This is a genomic window from Pedobacter sp. BAL39 (genome assembly GCF_000170795.1).
Lineage (GTDB): Bacteria > Bacteroidota > Bacteroidia > Sphingobacteriales > Sphingobacteriaceae > Pedobacter.
Genome location: NZ_ABCM01000025.1, coordinates 41,782 through 58,957, shown reverse-complemented (window position 1 = coordinate 58,957; position 17,176 = coordinate 41,782). Strand labels below are relative to the sequence as shown.

Sequence of the window (17,176 nt, the reverse complement as noted above, 5' to 3'; positions counted from 1 at the left end):
AGCTCATCAGATGAGCAGACGATCAGAGATCAGCATACTACCACCCATTGAATTAGAACGGCATCCCGATACCGAAATTATACTGGATAAAGCGGTAGTTATCAGGACTGTTGGCCAGGTTATACACCCGTTTAAAATCTTTTCCACCAGTAAGGAATTTGCTGATGACCCATTGGTCGGATCCTTCAAACTGAGGATCCTTTAATTTCAGGCCGACATCAAAGCGGAAGACAAAGTACTGTACATCATACCTGAAACCGGCACCGGTACCGATGGCAATCTGCTTACCCAGTTTCGATAGGTCAAAACGTGTTTTCGAATAATATTCAGGAGCAGCGTTATCACCAAATGTTTTTGCTGCAGAGATGTTCCATATGTTTCCCATATCCAGGAAGAATGCTCCACGGAGTTTGGCACCAAAGAACTTGTTGGTCAGCAGGTAGCGATATTCCAGGTTGGCCTCCACATGCATCTCTCCCAGCTGGTCAATCCCATACAGCCTGCGGCGGGCATCCTCGGAGGTGATACTCTCCCCACGGTTATAATTTCCCGGACCGAGCGTCCTTGCCTGCCATGCACGGATACCTGACGATCCTCCCGCGAAGAAAAGCTTCTCAAAAGGGATTTCATTGGAATTTCCATACGCGTAACCGATTCCTGTATTCAGACGGGCCACAAACTGCCGTTCAGAGCCCAGGCTTTTATACCAGCGGACATCCACTTCAGGGCGGACATATTGGTTGAAAGGTAAGCCCAGGATCTGTGCATAATCTTCCTGGTCTGGATTAGGGTTGGTGCCTATCAATCTTGAAATTCCATAAAGGCCGTTTCCAGCCATATCAATGTTCCCTCGGAAATACACAAAACTATTGTTGCTCAACAATTTGTCGGCATTGAGGGAATAGGTATACTTGATGCCCAGGGTGATGTTCCGGCGGTCCAGCAAACGGAGCGTATAGAAGTTATTGTTGACAATATCCTGATTTCCTCCCGTCGTGTCATTGATGTCAAATAACAGGTTACCAAAGCGGTATTCGAAGTTGATTGGCGTCAGGGAGTGCAATTTCGATTTCGTTTCCACAAACTCATAAGTAAGGGAGGTCAGCAACACGCGGCGTTTAAAAAAGTCTTTCTGCAGTGCGTAAACATAACTACCTGAAAAAACGGTATGTGGCATACCGGTCTTTCCCGTCACATATTTGGAGAAGATGGGCACCATCAGTCGCGGCACCGAAAGGCTGGTACTCACGGAAAAGTCGCGTTGATAGATGTCATTGAAGATCGACTTACCCTGACCTATCCTTGCCTGCAGACCACCTTTGACCTGAAACTCAAATCGTTCAGCCCCCCGGAAAAGGTTGTTGTTTGTGTAGGTATTGCTGAGCGTAAAACCTACTGTTCCAGCATTGAAAGGAATCTCTCCTTCTACACGGTTACTCATGATCTTTTGTGGGATCAGCTGAATGAATGGGTTCACCGTGGTGCTGTCTTTGGACTTCTGATAGTCGATCTTCACATTTTTGAAAACATTGAGGTCGTAGAGCCTGTCGTACGTAACGTTTTCATTGCCAATGTTATATAGCTCTCCTTCACGTAAAAAGTTGTAGCGCACAATCGGGTTCCTACGGAACTTTTTGGAAAGGTCGGTATACCTGATGCCTTTGAAAATTCTTTTATTGAGGGTGATGGTATCCGGAAAACCATCAGGGTCTGGAGCAATGACCACATTGGACTCTCCAACATTGTATTTGACATGTTTCGGCTTGTCTATGGGATCATCTACGATCAGGGTAACATTGACCTTGCTCGCGTTTAGGTTCGAGTCCACAAGGAATTTCACGTAGGGTCTGGAGAAATCAAAGTACCCTTTTCCCTTCATCGTCTCATAGATGTAATCGCGCTCCAGCGCCAGGGAGTCATCATCGTAGCGCATGCCTTCATTAAGGTGTGAAGCCAGCGCACGCTGGCTAAGGTAGAGCCCCTTTATACTCGAATCCGGAATTTGGTAGACGACCTTGTTGATTTTAAACTCGGGGCCCTGGTCTGCGGAGAACTTTACCGCTGCTTTTTTCTTTTTTACCTCAATACTTGATTTAACCTTCGCCATGAAATAACCCTTGCTCACCAGGTATTTTTCAATCTGGTTACGTGAGATTTCCACCAGGGCGCTGTCCAGGATCGGAGGCGGTGTTCCCAGTGGTTTGATGTTACTCGTTTTATAGCGACCGTCTTTGGTATTGAACATGTTATAGATTAACACATTGATCCCCAACTTGGAAGAAGGACGGATATCTTTCTGGATATAGTTGTAAGCCTCTTCTTCAAAATCCTTGTTGATGCTGTCAATTTGTACGTCTTTGACGATCGACTGGTAGTCGGCAATATATTTTGTTGAGGAACAAGCGGTGACAAAAACGAGAATAAGTAGTAATATTGCAGGAAATTGGAAATTCTTTTTAAAGTTATTGTATGCTTTCAAAATCTCAGATCAGTTTTATAAAATCGTTACATCAAAAAAAGTACCGCAAAGAAAATGGGATATTTATTATTGAAGGTATAAAATCTATTGCAGAGTTTATTCAATCTTCTTACCAGGTTCACAGCATCTACTATCTGGCTCAATATCAATCTTTATTACCCAGTTTACCGGCAAATATAAAGTTATTTGAAGTAAACAACGCCGAACTGGAGAAGATTAGTACATTACAGACGCCACAAGGTATCCTTGCGCTGGTGAACATTCCAAAAACCTCTGGGCTGGACATCGAACTGCTGAAAGGAAACTTCTCGCTGGTACTGGACGATGTGCAGGATCCCGGGAACCTGGGGACGATCATCCGTACGGCTGAATGGTTCGGTTTCAGGCAGATCATCTGCTCACCGCATACTGTGGAGGTCTACAATCCGAAGACGGTACAGGCGACCATGGGTTCCCTCAGCAGGCTGAAAGTGTACTATACTGACCTCGCCCCATTGTTGAGCAATACTCCCGTGCCAGTATTTGGAGCAGTGCTGGACGGCAAAAGCATTTATGAAGGCGGCTGGGGTACCGAGGGACTGGTGATATTGGGCAACGAGGGTCAGGGAATTTCTCCGGAAATCATGAAGCTCATCACCCATCCGGTCACAATTCCGAGAGTTGGCGCGGCAGAATCTTTAAACGTAGCTATTTGTGCTGCAATACTATGCGCAGATATTAGCAGAAATTTGAACAAATAAATTGCATAGTAAGATATTATTACTATTTTTGCGTCCTGAATTTCAACAGGTCGAGTGGCCGAGTGGCTAGGCAGAGGTCTGCAAAACCTCCTACAGCGGTTCGAATCCGCTCTCGACCTCAGATTTATTAAATAAATTAAAATATAAAGGGTTAAACCATGGCAGTAACTAGATTAAAAAGAAAAGACAGAAGAAATAAGACTTTCGCAAAATTAGATGTGAAAAACTTGAAATTAGCTACCAACATCGAATTGGGAAGCCGTTCTAAACAATCTACTAAAGATCAATTGGCTAAAAACAACGCGATCTTAGATCAACTGACTGCGAAAGCATAAGTTTTTGTTAAAGACATAAAAAAAGACCTTTGTTCATTCAAAGGTCTTTTTTTATGCATTAGATTGTGGTGCTGATCCGTCCCAATGCTCCAGTTTGACTAGTCCTTGTCCGGTGCTCCTTCGCACCTTTTTCGCTACTGGATAGCCATTGCGTAGCCACCACGTAGCCATTGGTTCGCGATTTGGTGGGCCAGAGCCCATAAAAACGCCTTCAAAAGCATCCACAACGGATATTCAGTAGCACATAGACCCCAAACGAGCCCATAACGACGTATTAAGAAATCAGACCCTGCCTGACATGAGCATTAAGCGGTTGATATTATACCAGCGCCTTACAAATTCTTTTGACGATACCTGGCCCTTCGTAGATGAAACCCGTATACAACTGCACCAGCGACGCACCGGCGTCCAGTTTCTCCTTCGCATCTTCGGGAGAATGAATTCCTCCTACCCCGATGATTGGAAAAGCTTTATTTGATTTCTCAGACAGATAACGGACTACTTCCGTAGATCGTTTGGTCAAAGGTTTTCCGCTAAGTCCACCCGCCTCATTCAATACTGATTCTTTAGTATGAAGCCCCGTTCTGTCGATGGTTGTATTGGTGGCAATCACTCCGGCGATGCCGGTTTCCATGACGATCTCGACGATATCGTCCAACTGCTCATTGGTCAGGTCCGGTGCAATCTTCAGCAGGATCGGGCGGGAGATGCCGTCTTTCTGGTTGCGCTGCTGCAGGGTATTCAGAATGTGCATTAAAGGCTCTTTTTCCTGCAAAGCCCGCAGTCCCGGCGTATTTGGGGAACTCACGTTCACTACAAAATAATCCACTACATCGAACAACCTGTCGAAACATTTGATGTAGTCATTTACCGCCTCTTCATTGGGTGTATTTTTGTTTTTACCGATGTTACCACCGATCACGATGTCGCTGTCTTTACTTTTCAGCAGGCGCAGGCGCTCAGCAAGCGTATCCACCCCTTTGTTGTTGAAGCCCATCCTGTTGATGATGGCGCTGTCTTCCTGCAGGCGGAACATCCTTGGCTGATCATTTCCCGGTTGAGGGAGTGGCGTTACCGTACCCACTTCTATAAAACCAAAGCCCAGGTCGCTCAGCGCTTCAATATATTCTCCGTTTTTATCAAATCCGGCAGCAAGGCCCACAGGGTTTTTAAACTTAATGCCGAACACCTCACGCTCCAGGCCTTTGATGTTGACATCAAAGCTGCTGCGCAGCATGGTTTTCCCCAGTGGAAAGTGGTCATGAAACCAATTTAACTGTGTCACCACAAAGTGGTGTACTTTTTCTGGATCAAACTGAAAGAACAAGGGCTTAATAAGACGATACATCTGAAAGGTATAAAACGTTTTTAGAATGGACTAAGCGCGTCAGGCTATCCTTAAAAACTCAACAATCTGCTGCGCTGAAGGGCAAAAGTACACAGTTTCCCGAATAACCCTAGCAATAAAAATAAAAACCGCGCTGTGCCAATAATAATATACCCTCCAAAAGCAAACAAAATCGTATTTTTGCGGCCAAATGATTTCAATAAACGACTTAACATTCCTGATAGGCTCCAGAGCTTTATACGACGAGGCAAACTGGCACATTAAACCAGGCGAGAGAATTGGACTGATCGGTGCCAACGGAACGGGAAAATCCACACTTTTAAAAATTATTGTCGGAGAATACGGCCCTTCTTCGGGAACGGTTTCGATGTCGAAAGACCTCAAAATCGGTTACCTGAACCAGGATTTACTTTCCTACGACTCACACCATAGCATTTTGCACGTAGCGATGGAGGCCTTTGAGCGCCAGAACCAGCTGCATGATGAAATTGAAGAACTACTCAAAAAGATTGAAACCGACTATTCGGAAGAAGTACTGAATAAGCTGAGCGATAAGCAACAGGAATTTGAGGCGCTGGATGGTTACAACATCGAGTACCGCGCAAATGAGATCCTTGCAGGTCTGGGTTTCAGCACCCAGGATCAGCACAGGCCGCTGAACACCTTCTCCGGAGGATGGCGCATGCGGGTGATGCTGGCAAAAATCCTGTTGCAGACCCCAGACATCCTGCTACTGGATGAGCCGACCAACCACATGGACTTACCCTCCATCAAGTGGCTGGAGACCTACCTGATGGGTTTTGAAGGGGCGATTGTGATTGTATCCCACGACAGGTATTTCCTGGACAAGGTGGTGAACCGCATTGTGGAATCGCGCAAAGGAAAGCTGACACCTTATGCCGGAAACTACAGCTTCTACCTGGAGGAGAAAGCCCTGCGCGGTGAGATCCAGAAAGGAGAATTTAAAAACCAGCAGGCCAAGATCAAACAGGAAGAACGCCTGATTGAGCGCTTCAGGGCCAAAGCATCCAAAGCAAAAATGGCACAATCAAGGATGAAAGCCCTGGATAAGATGGAGCGCGTGGAAGATGTAGATGACGACAATCCAACGGTAAACTTCCAGTTTAAATTCTCCAAACCTTCTGGCCGCCACGTGATTCGTGTGGAAGAGGCAACAAAAAGCTACCCGAACATCGAGATTCTGGAGAACGCCGATGGTTTGATTGAAAAAGGCGATAAAATTGCATTGATCGGTGCCAATGGTAAGGGTAAGTCTACCCTGCTCCGCATCATCGCCGGAGCAGAATCTTTTGACGGTAAATGTGAAACCGGACACAACGTAAGCACCACCTTCTTTGCGCAGCACCAGCTGGAGTCCCTTCACCTGGACAACACGATATTAGAAGAACTGCAGGCCTTTGCGCCAAAACATACCGACACGGAGTTGCGGGGCATCCTGGGTTGTTTCCTTTTCACGGGGGATGATGTGTTCAAGAAAATACGTGTCCTTTCCGGAGGAGAGAAGTCGAGGGTAGCACTGGCGAAATCACTGACCACAGATTCCAACTTCTTGATTCTCGATGAGCCGACCAACCACCTTGACATCCAGTCGGTCAACATCCTCATTCAGGCATTGACGCAGTATGAAGGCACTTTCATTGCAGTATCCCACGACAGGTATTTCCTGGACAACGTAGCCAATAAGATCTGGTTCATTGAAGATAAGGACATCAAGGAATATCCGGGTACTTACGCGGAATACGAAGAGTGGAACAGCAAAAGACCGCCTGCGGCACCTTCCAGCATCCCTGTACGTCCGGACAAGGAAGTGAAAAAAGTCGTTGTTGAGGAGAAAGCATCCCCCAACAATCAGCAGCAATTGAAAAAGCTGAACGAACAATTGAAAAAAATTGAAGCGGAGATTGCTGAGCTTGAGCAAAAGGTGAAAACTGTTGAAGCCGAGATTGCTGATGAGAACGTCTACTCCAATGCAGGCAAGCTTGCTGAAGCCAATAAAAATTATGTAAATGCCAAACATCAGCTAGATGAAGCCCAGAATAAATGGGAAGCGCTCGCAGCGGATATTATGGAACTCGAAAGCAAATAGATGATCAGGATAAGCACTTTCTTTCTCGTGCTGTTGTTCAGCATACAGGTTGCCGTTTCACAGGAGCGGCAATTTGTATACGATAACAAGGTATACCTGCCTAACATCAAAACGGTGCAGTGTTACAACACGCAGAAAGAACAGTCGCTTCCCGTGTTACCCCTGAATAGCAGGGAACAGCTTTTATTCTCTTTTGATGACCTCAATGGAGGCAGTAAAATCTACTGGTATACGATTGAACACTGCACGTCCGACTGGAAGTCGTCCCGCCTATCCACGCTGGATTATCTGGAGGGACTTTCCGACGACCGCATCAATGATTACAAATATTCTTTCGGTACACTTCAACAGTTTACCAATTATACCCTGACGCTGCCCAATGCGCAGATTAAACCCAAGATTGCCGGAAACTATCTTTTGAAGATCTATGAAGATGGCAATCAGCAAAAACCCGTCATCTCGCAACGCTTTTATGTCGTGGACAACCAAGTGAGCATTGGCATGACGGTAGCCCCCAGCTCCGACGTGTCGACCAGGTTCAGCAATCAGAAAATTGACTTTACCATCAATCAGACCAGTCAGCTGCAAAACCCTGCGCAGACGCTCAAGTCGGTGGTCATGCAGAACGGCATTCCTCAAACGGCAAAACTCAACACCACACCTCCTTTCATCAGGAACGGGGCATTGGTATTTAACGAGCTGAATGCGAATGATTTTCCCGCTGGCTCTGAGTTTCGCAAATTTGACTTCCGCAGCTTCCGCTACAAAGCTGAAAATGTGCATGACATCATAAGGGAAAGCAACAACATTGATGTGCTGCTCTTCACTGACGTCAACCGCAACACGGCCAAGTACACCAACCAGTTTGACGAAAATGGCAACTTCTTCATCAGAAATCAGGATGGCAGGAACAATGATACGGACAGCGATTATGCGGATGTACAGTTCAGCCTGAATGCGCCGCCGCCTGCGACAAACGGGATAGCTTTTGTGGTAGGCCGTTTCAACAACTATACCCTTGAGGAGTCCAGCAGGCTGACCTATGATGCCTCAAAGAAGCGTTTTCTGGGCAATATCAGGTTAAAACAAGGTCTGTACGATTACAAATATGTATGGCAGGACCAGCAAACCGGAAAAGTGGACCAGACCGTATTTGAAGGCTCTTTTTTCGAGACGGAGAACAACTACCAGATCTTCGTTTATTACCGCAGACCCGGCGCCCGATGGGAGGAGCTCATCGGTTACAGCACGATGAATACCCTCAAAAAGTAGAGGTCTGTTCAATTTTACGTACTTTTGCCGGGTATGAGTAAAAAGATGAAAAGCGCAAAGGACTCCTTCACCATCATGAATGAGCTGGTACTTCCCAATGACACCAACACTTTAAACAACCTAATGGGGGGCAGATTGCTGCACTGGATGGACATCGCTGCTGCGATCTCAGCTCAGAAACATTGCAACAGGATCGTTGTGACCGCATCGGTAGATAACGTATCCTTCAAGCAACCCATCAAACTGGGTGATGTGATTACTATTGAAGCCAAAGTGACACGCGCTTTCAACACTTCTGTGGAAGTTCGCCTGGATGTCTGGGCAGAAAATATCCCTTCAGGCACCCGAATGAAATCCAATGAGGCTTATTATACTTTCGTTGCAGTAGACCAGAGCGGGAGGACCATTCCGGTTCCTGAGCTTCAGGCAGAAACTGCCGACGAGATTGAACTGTATGAAGGGGCACTCCGCAGAAGGCAGCTGCGCCTGGTGCTGAGCGGAAAAATGGATGCCCATGATGCGACAGAGTTGAAAGCCCTATTTTTTAAAGACTAACAGGTGCCCTCAGCATCCTGAATCATAAAAAGACCTCATGACCACCTATACCATCCTCATCATATTAAGCGGTCTCGTCATTTTCTCTTACTTGTTCGACCTGATCGCCAGCAAGACGAAACTGCCTTCCGTATTGTTATTATTGTTGCTGGGCATAGGACTGCGGGTGTTGATCGATCACCTGGAACTGCACACCTTTGATTTCCTGACCATCCTCCCTACCCTCGGTACTGTGGGACTGATCCTTATTGTATTTGAGGGCTCACTGGAACTGAAATATGAAAGAGAAAAGAATAAGCTGATCAAAGGGGCCTTCCTCTCCGCTTTATTCATTCTGACGGTTACTATATTGGTCATTACCTTTATCATTTACCAGATCACGGGAAAAGACCTGTATACGTGTTTTACGAACGCCATCCCTTTCAGTGTGGTCAGCTCGGCCATCGCCATTCCTTCTGCTGCCGCACTGAATAAAAAGAGCAAGGAGTTTATCATCTATGAATCTTCTTTTTCTGACATCCTGGGTATCATCATTTTCAATTTTGCAATTTCCAACCCGCACATTTCATTTTCGTCATTTACGGGATTGGCACTGAATACGGCACTGATCATCATTCTTTCCCTGATCTCCTGTGTGACTTTGTTGTACCTGATGGGCAGGATCTCGCATCACATTAAGTTTTTCCTGATCATCTCTATCCTGATCATGGTATACGCCATCGGACAATCCTTCCACCTGTCGTCGCTCGTGCTGGTACTTTCCTTCGGCTTGTTCCTTAACAATGCCGATGCGATTGAACATGCGTACTTCAGGAGCATCTTCATTTATAAAAACCTGTCCAATGACCTGACACAGCTGTACCAGCTCTCCGCGGAAAGTGCATTTATCATCAGGACATTTTTCTTTGTGATTTTCGGGTTTACGATGAACATCTACGCGCTGAATGACCACATTGTGATCGCCAACGGGCTGATCATTTTGGCCAGCACCTTTTTCATCAGGTTCCTCTACCTGAAGATTTTCAGGAAGGAAAACAGTGGTACAGAGACTTTCATTGCACCAAGAGGGCTGATCAGCATCTTATTGTATTTCAACCTTCCTGCGTATTTAAAGATACCGGAGGTAGGCACCGCGTTTTTGTTCCTCGTGGTCCTGGGCTCCAGTATCATTATGAGTATCGGATTGCTTTCTGCAAAGAAAGCAGTGAAAGAGGCTGTTTAAACAGAACCCATTTCAAGGATTTTGTCAAATTCTTCTGCTTTCAGGGGCATTACCGACAAACGTCCTTGTCGGATTAAAGAAATGTCTTTCAGACTTTCCTCCGCCTTGATTTGTTCCAGCGTTACGGGTGTTTTAAGCGCCTCTACCGGCGATAGATCAACGACTACCCAGTTGGTATCATCGGTAGTTGGATCCTGGTAGAATTCTTTGACAACCTTGGCAATACCAACCACATGTTTCCCCTCATTACTGTGGTAAAATAATACGAGGTCTCCCTCCTTCATGGCTTTGAGGTTGTTGCGCGCCTGATAGTTTCTTACGCCATCCCAAAAGGTGCGGCCATCTTCATTGAATTTATCCCAGCTGTATTTAAAAGGTTCAGATTTTACTAACCAATGGTTCATTTGTGTAATTGTTTAATTCATGTTATTGATGCAAAAGTAACAATCTCCGATAAACCTTTCACACCATAATTCAAGCAAAAGACTAATGATCTCATCACTGCCTCTGTCAGGCAACCGTTACAAGTTGTCTAAATCGCCAGGTTTGCAATTTTAAAATCTACTTTTGTCCGATCTTTCGTCAATGGACGAGCCATATCGAAAGTAATATTCAGTTTATCCGTGTTTTTCACTGATATAAACTGGACCATCAAAACCATATATGAATAACAAAATACTTAAAGGAAGCCTGTTTGTTGCGCTGGGCGCTTCCAGTTACGGCATGCTGGCGACCTTCGTTAAAATGGCCTATCATGAAGGCTATACTACAGCAGAAGTAACCCTATCACAATTCAGTCTGGGTTTCCTTGGACTGCTCATTCTGACAATTTTCAAAAAGAGACAGCCTGTGAACGTTTCAAAACCACAGGGATCAAAGGGCATCTTCCAACTTCTTGCTGCCGGAACATCGATGGGGCTGACCAGTATCTTTTATTATATGGCTGTGCAATACATCCCGGTAAGTGTCGGTATTGTGCTGTTGATGCAGACCGTATGGATGGGGGTGATCCTGGAAATGATATTGCACAAAAAAGCACCGGGAACAAGAAAGATCATTGCTGTTTTCATTATTTTAGCGGGAACGGTACTCGCCACCAATCTGCTTAAGCAGTCCGTGGAGATCAATTGGATTGGAATAGGCTGGGGACTACTGGCAGCTCTCTCCTACACGGCTTCAGTTTATGCATCAAATAGCATTGCCCTTCACCTTCCGCCGTTAAAGCGCAGTCTATTTCTCATTGCGGGAGGACTCATCACCATCATGTGCATTTTTCATAGCTCCCTGAATCTGAATTTTTCATTTGATATACTCCTGCGCTGGGGACTGATCCTTTCGTTCTTCGGCACTATTCTTCCCCCGTTACTGTTTACCAGGGGAATGCCACTTACCGGTATGGGATTAGGAGCCATCATTGCCGCGGTCGAGATCCCTGTTTCTGTGATCATGGCACATTTGCTGTTAAAAGAGTCTGTGAGCTTCCTTCAGTGGTTGGGCATCATTCTCATTCTTTTTGCCGTTGTACTGATGAACATCAATCTTACTCGTTCCCAACGATAATGGAGTTATTTCCGCCACCGATGGCACCTTTCATATCTGCCCCTTGTACATTGATGTTATATCTTCCAGGCACATCAGACGTGTAAAAACTGATTTGTGCTTTGCCATTTGCATCTGTATAGATGTTGGGCACCCAGAGTAGCGTTGCCCGAAGATCTGGTTGCTTGTCATTAACCGATTGAACCTGATAATTCGGACTGTAAAATTGTTTAGGATGCATAATGGTAACCATTTTATAGGTCGCATAATCGGGACGAGTATTGATTCTGGCACCTGCACCCGATGCAGTTGTGATCATGATATAGATGTCCCTGTAATTAGGAAACCGTTCTCGTTTCAGATTATCCACTATAAGATCACCATCAGGCCCCTCTGTCTTTAATGGATCCCGAAAAAACCTGTACGTTTCCATACTACGCATATATTTGGCGCTATAGGCAACCTCCAGACCCCTAAAATCTGAGTTATTAAAACCTTTTAAAAGATCTCTGATGACCTCATCCGAAGCACCTTCAACTCCAAGCAATGCACTGTCGAAGTACCCTCTGTTAATCAGCATCTGACCATCGATAATAAGTTTTGCGATGTGGTTGTTGTACCAAAGCCCACCATTTCGGACTCTAAAACCTGGCAATTTCTGTTTAAGAAGATCATAGAGGTTTATGGTCTCAGAAGCGACGATATCATTCCTGTCAAAAATCAGATCGGCATTGCCTGGGCCATTTGGGTTGATCGATTTCGGGATGACCTTCTTTTCAGAAATGTTTACTTCCTGCAAGGCGATACCTGACACCAGTGGGTCCACACTACTCCCCTCCACAATGGCCTTATTCTCAAGATATTTCAATTGCTTGGTATTCCCATTGACGTAAAAAGGCATCGCCTGCCATAAAATGGAATCCGGAACATCGGCAGGTTCGAATTTCTCGACCGTCACTGCGCCAAAGTTCATGGTCTTTCCTTTTGGGTTTTTGGCCTGGATAAAGAAGGAGTTTGAATCAGCCTGGGAAATATTTCCGAGTGTATAACGCCCCAAAGAATCTGTCATCAGGTGATGAATCATGCTCGATTTTTTAGAAGATATCACCATTTGCGCCCCTTTAACAGGTTTGTTCCATGCATTCGTTACCCTCCCCCTGATGACAGGTTCTTTTTCCGCTTTAAACTTTGGATCCTTCGGTTTAGAAAAAACATCTTTCCAACTGTAACCCGTCCAGCCCTGAGTGAGCATCAGGTGATCCAGGGCCTGCCAGCTTCCGGCAATATTACGGCTCAGATAATAACCGGGCTGTTCCACAAAACCTTTTAATTCAGCATTGAGTAATAGTGATGCTGCAACACTGTAATTACCAGCTGTATCTGCCTCCACCTGACTATTGTCCGTCACGGCCATCGAAAAACCACCCTTCACAGGTACACCATCTTTATCCTTTACCTCCACCAGTAATAAGACGCTATCCCGCTGATGATACTTATCCCTTTCCCCGCTGACCGTCACCTGAAGCCGGTCCTGATGATCTACAAAAAATATCCGCTCATTGACCGGCACCTTATCTTTCAACAAGGTTAGGCGCGCAATGCCTGTAGGGAAAAATTTCTTGGAGATGGAGATGACTTCTTTGCCGGGCTCGACAACTGAAGAAAAGACGACCTTACCTGCGGATGTTGCGATAAGATAGTAAGTTCCAGACACAGCCTGTGTCGCCATTGTACCCAGCACCGAGACTTCAACAGCACTGTCTTCCTCAGGATTGCTGACTTTTAATACGGTTCCCGCCCCCTGCACAGCAGGCAGCTTATAAACGGTAGAAAGTGCGTTATTAGCGAGCGACAATTTAGCCGTGTACACTTCCCCTTGCAGCGGAAATAGCTCAAATGCTCCCATGCCTTTATGCGCACTTTTAAAAGTGGCTACGGGATTTAATTTGCTGTCGTACACCTGACCCTCCACATCAATTGATTTACCATCCTCACCCAGTGCTTTGAGTCCGACCAGAGATTTTATCCCAGCCACCAGCTGCCCTCCTTCAGGGAGAAACTGTAAATCTATTTTTCCCTGCCGCCTGATGCTGAGTGGGACATGGACCACTTTAAGCACCCTATTGGAGTTCATCTCCCGAACTTCAATCTTCATGTTTTTACCATCATATTTCTCCATCAGGCGGCCAGTAAATTTCAGTTCACCATTGGAGTTGGTGGTCATTTTCTCTTTATACAAAAAAAGAGGCCCTTCATAAAGCCTCAGTTCTAATTCTTTATCCGCAACGGCGGTTTGATCAGTTCGATTAAATCGCAGATTCACTTCCAGCGCTTTCTCCTCCTTATCCAGCGTAGTAGTAGAAGTGACCAGCCAGACATCCCTGGCGGGCATACTGAGGTAGAGACGTTTCTTGAAAAAGCGCTGTTCCTCAAAATTCTGCATCCAATTGGTATATGCCCGCAACGTATACCCCCCTTCATGGAAGACGTTGGCTGGCAATGGAAGCTGCGACCAGCCCAAACCGGATTTGATGGGGATGCTGATGCGCCGCACGACCTCCGCGCTGTCGTCGGTCAGCTCCACATACAACAACCCACTTTTATTACTTGCAGCAAGGGAAGCCGCATCAAAGAGGTATGACTTGAACCAAAGCGTATCGCCAATATTATAAAAATCCTTGTCCGTATGCAGATAAGCCTTTTCTGCGGGCATACGATCCTGAAGGGAATCCAGCGGAGCAGTGATGGTCTGTGTTTCTTCAGATTTTGTTAACGGAAGCGTCTGCCCGCCCGCAACAGTATAATGATAAACGGCACGCGCCAGGTTCCCATCACCATCAATACCTTCTACTACTACGCGATAGTTTCCAACGCCGTCTCCATTGAAAAAGTGAAACTTACCTTCGCCATCTTTGCCCGTCAATACCGAGGGGTTCCAGTACACGGTGGTTCGCATGTCCGGAATCGCACTCTGCTGCGCGGGAAGATCATATTTAGGTTTGTAAAATTCGCGGGCATTGTTTAGCCCTTTTGGGCTGATCGTAGCGAGGTTAGGCCTTACCTCACGCTTCCGCTCATAACCTCGTTTTGTGATGAAGAGCAGTGCAGGACCTCCAAGGAACGTGATCATAGCCTGGTTGCTCGTCACAACATTGACCTTGACTACATCCTCCGGCGCCAGGGTACCCGCATCCAGCAAATCAGCCACATCTTCTTCCGTTTCCACCCTACGACCATCAACAAACACTGCCATTTTCGTTCCTCTGACCGTAAAAGGGTATCCGCTGATGGTTTCACCGCGCTTAAAGACGACACCACGCATCTGCATTTGCAGACAGGCACGTAAAGTAGGACAGGTATTCGCGGCAGAGAAGCGGAGCGATTGATCGGCACTCACATCGGGGATGGTAAACATTCCCTGGGAGGCAATGGTCTCCCCCTTTTTGCGGGCCTGAATGACCACTTCGTTCAGCCTTTGGGTACGGTAGCGCTTTCCTACCTCCCCCAGTGCCTCATCCTGAACCTTAGTTTTTTCGAAATAGGCCGTCAGGTTTCCTCCGATATTCGTGTTCATATCAGCCATATTTTTATTGCGGATGATCGTGGTTTTTGCCACGGTATCCATCAGTAGCATCACATTCTTGCCACCTTTTTCATTATTAGCCTGTAAAGCAAACTTCACGCTGTCCTGCAGCAGGATGCCATCAAACTTAAAGTGCCCCTGAGCATCGGTATTCACTTTTTTGATTTCGCCGGTCTTGATGACCACCATTGTGACTGAGCCATTTGGAACGGGTTTATTACCGAGGGTAACCACCTTTCCTGATATGTAAGTACCAAGATCTTCGGTCTCAAATAACGGTCTTGCAGGTTGTTTTCCCGTTAGCAGATCTTTCCATATAAACCTCCGATAGCCCTGAGTCATCATCAGATTGTCCAATGCCTGTTCCACCTCAGTACCCTTATTTGCAAAGTAATAGTTAGGTTGTTCCACATATCCTTTCAAGTCTGCACTGAGCAGCAGGCTAGATAGTATTGTAGTTTCTTTATTCTCATCAATAGGAAAAAGGTCTTCATTGTATACGCTTACGGAGAAAGATCCAGCTACGGGCTTTCCATCCTCGTTCTTCGCATCGAGTGACATGCTTACCTTCTCGCGCCGCGCATAACTGCGTTTATCGCTACCAAGCGTTAATTTCAAATCATTGTGTCCCTTCATAAATGAAATACGCTCGTTAATCGGTTCATTATTAGCACTAAACAGAGTAAACTGTGCAATTCCTGTAGGAAACTTATCCTTCAACAGCCAGATAGAGGTCATTGCCCTGCTAATTTTCACCGGAGCAGCGAAGATCGTCTCCCCTTCGGTATGCACCACCAGGCTCACTTGTTGAGGGCTGGTTTTGCTCTGCTCCAGCACATTTGTGGAAGCATAAACCCTCACAAGGATACTATCTTTATTGACCTGATATACACCAAGTCCATAACCTTCATCTACCGGTTTTGGCAACGCGATTGTTTTAGTGCCGCCATCCTTAAAAGTTACGTTTGCCTTATAAATTTTACCCTGTTCAGGTTTGATCACGAAGGAGCCCATCCCGGCACGCAGACTTTCGAAAGTAGCCACTTCTGTGCCTTCCTGATCGGTTACTACTCCAGTCAATGCGGCACCGAGGCCATCAACGCCGACTGCTTTAAAGGCTATGCGCGACAGTGCACCATTCAACAAGCTACCGCCCTCAGGGAAAAACTGAAGGTCATATGAGTTGCCGGCATACTTGACAGGAAAATCTTTGGTCGTGATTTTCTTGTCCGCCAGCTCTATTGCACTACGCAGGTAACTACCATCCAAATCCTTTAATTGCTTATCAGGGATTACCACGCGCAGGTTTCCATTCGCATCGGTCATCTCCTTCTTGTTCCACTGCGATATTCCGGCTTTCATCAGCCTGACTTGCACTTCCTTATTGGCTAGCGCCCCTCCTTTGCTGTCTCTGTATTTCAATACTGCATTGAGTACCGGCGCACCATTTACTACTTCCTGCAGATAGTCGACGCTTACCTGCGGTTCCCCGCTGAAGGGACTTCCGACCACAAATGTTTTGTCGAAGAAATACTCCGCGTCAGCATTCCGCATCAGGCGGGTATAGGCTCTTATGCGATAATTACCTTCGGTCAGGTTCTCATCAATTTTGAACTCCCCTATTGTTGTTCCACTTACTACAGGCAGTTTTAGCGACTGGATTAACGAGTCTCTCTCCGTCATCAGGTCTACATATAAAGCCCCGCTTAATGCAGATAACTGATGGGTGCCTCCCGTTGTTACATAACCCTTGAACCAGATCGTATCTCCCAGCAGGTAATAAGGCTTATCCATATGAAGGTATACTTTTTCCTGCGGGTGGTCCTGCGTCCACTTACTTAAAGTTGTCAGCAATGTTTCAATAGGATCATCATCTTTAGGGGTAAAAGCCGCGATTCCAAGAAAAATGGAAACCAGCGACAGGAGAAGCGCATATCGGGATTTCATACTTTATAATTGGTTAGATTATGTGTCCTCCAATATAGAGAAATCAGCA

Annotated in this window: 11 protein-coding genes and 1 tRNA gene; 8 read left to right on the top strand and 4 right to left on the bottom strand. The window is 46.0% G+C overall.

Annotation, left to right across the window (positions count from 1 at the left end):
* Window positions 1-52 precede the first annotated feature (52 nt).
* Window positions 53-2,479, bottom strand: coding sequence for a BamA/TamA family outer membrane protein (locus tag PBAL39_RS22385; protein WP_008245956.1), 2,427 nt, complete (start codon window positions 2,477-2,479; stop codon window positions 53-55).
* Between PBAL39_RS22385 and PBAL39_RS22380 the strand changes: the two genes are divergently transcribed.
* The 3 genes from PBAL39_RS22380 (at window position 2,470) to PBAL39_RS22370 (ending at window position 3,554) form a co-directional block, all read left to right on the top strand.
* Window positions 2,470-3,219 carry an RNA methyltransferase gene (locus PBAL39_RS22380; protein ID WP_008245955.1) on the top strand — a complete coding sequence of 250 codons (750 nt, stop codon included), beginning with the start codon at window positions 2,470-2,472 and terminating at the stop codon, window positions 3,217-3,219. The genes PBAL39_RS22385 and PBAL39_RS22380 overlap by 10 nt on opposite strands.
* A 48-nt stretch (window positions 3,220-3,267) precedes the next feature.
* Window positions 3,268-3,338: transfer RNA gene (locus PBAL39_RS22375), tRNA-Cys, on the top strand.
* 39 nt (window positions 3,339-3,377) lie between these two features.
* Window positions 3,378-3,554: a hypothetical protein gene (locus PBAL39_RS22370; RefSeq protein WP_008245953.1), complete on the top strand. Its 177-nt coding sequence runs from the start codon at window positions 3,378-3,380 to the stop codon at window positions 3,552-3,554.
* A gap of 319 nt (window positions 3,555-3,873) precedes the next feature.
* On the opposite strand, the gene PBAL39_RS22365 is transcribed toward PBAL39_RS22370, so the two are convergent.
* On the bottom strand, window positions 3,874-4,902 hold the full coding sequence (locus PBAL39_RS22365; protein WP_008245950.1) for a quinone-dependent dihydroorotate dehydrogenase: 1,029 nt from the start codon (window positions 4,900-4,902) through the stop codon (window positions 3,874-3,876).
* A 190-nt stretch (window positions 4,903-5,092) separates the two neighbouring features.
* Between PBAL39_RS22365 and PBAL39_RS22360 the strand changes: the two genes are divergently transcribed.
* The 4 genes from PBAL39_RS22360 to PBAL39_RS22345 are packed head-to-tail and all read left to right on the top strand — an operon-like array spanning window position 5,093 to window position 10,058.
* Entirely contained in the window at window positions 5,093-7,009 is a 1,917-nt protein-coding gene (locus PBAL39_RS22360) for an ABC-F family ATP-binding cassette domain-containing protein (RefSeq protein ID WP_008245944.1), read from the top strand.
* A complete protein-coding gene (locus tag PBAL39_RS22355) occupies window positions 7,010-8,281 on the top strand; it encodes a DUF5103 domain-containing protein (protein WP_008245942.1) in 1,272 nt (423 codons plus the stop codon). It begins immediately after the preceding gene.
* Between the two features lie 33 nt (window positions 8,282-8,314).
* Window positions 8,315-8,836, top strand: a complete 522-nt coding sequence (locus PBAL39_RS22350) for an acyl-CoA thioesterase (RefSeq protein WP_008245941.1) — start codon at window positions 8,315-8,317, stop codon at window positions 8,834-8,836.
* Window positions 8,837-8,873: 37 nt separating this feature from the next.
* Window positions 8,874-10,058 carry a sodium:proton antiporter gene (locus tag PBAL39_RS22345; RefSeq protein WP_008245939.1) on the top strand — a complete coding sequence of 395 codons (1,185 nt, stop codon included), beginning with the start codon at window positions 8,874-8,876 and terminating at the stop codon, window positions 10,056-10,058.
* Here the strand turns inward: PBAL39_RS22345 and PBAL39_RS22340 are convergent.
* Window positions 10,055-10,462 (bottom strand): EVE domain-containing protein, encoded by a 408-nt coding sequence (locus PBAL39_RS22340; RefSeq protein WP_008245938.1) that lies wholly within the window; start codon window positions 10,460-10,462, stop codon window positions 10,055-10,057. The two genes, PBAL39_RS22345 and PBAL39_RS22340, sit on opposite strands and share 4 nt — an antisense overlap.
* Window positions 10,463-10,721: 259 nt before the next feature.
* Here PBAL39_RS22340 and PBAL39_RS22335 point away from each other — a divergent pair, with 259 nt between their 5' ends.
* Window positions 10,722-11,618 carry a DMT family transporter gene (locus PBAL39_RS22335; protein ID WP_008245936.1) on the top strand — a complete coding sequence of 299 codons (897 nt, stop codon included), beginning with the start codon at window positions 10,722-10,724 and terminating at the stop codon, window positions 11,616-11,618.
* On the opposite strand, the gene PBAL39_RS24900 is transcribed toward PBAL39_RS22335, so the two are convergent.
* Window positions 11,599-17,127, bottom strand: coding sequence for a carboxypeptidase-like regulatory domain-containing protein (locus tag PBAL39_RS24900; RefSeq protein WP_008245935.1), 5,529 nt, complete (start codon window positions 17,125-17,127; stop codon window positions 11,599-11,601). The two genes, PBAL39_RS22335 and PBAL39_RS24900, sit on opposite strands and share 20 nt — an antisense overlap.
* Window positions 17,128-17,176: the final 49 nt, after the last annotated feature.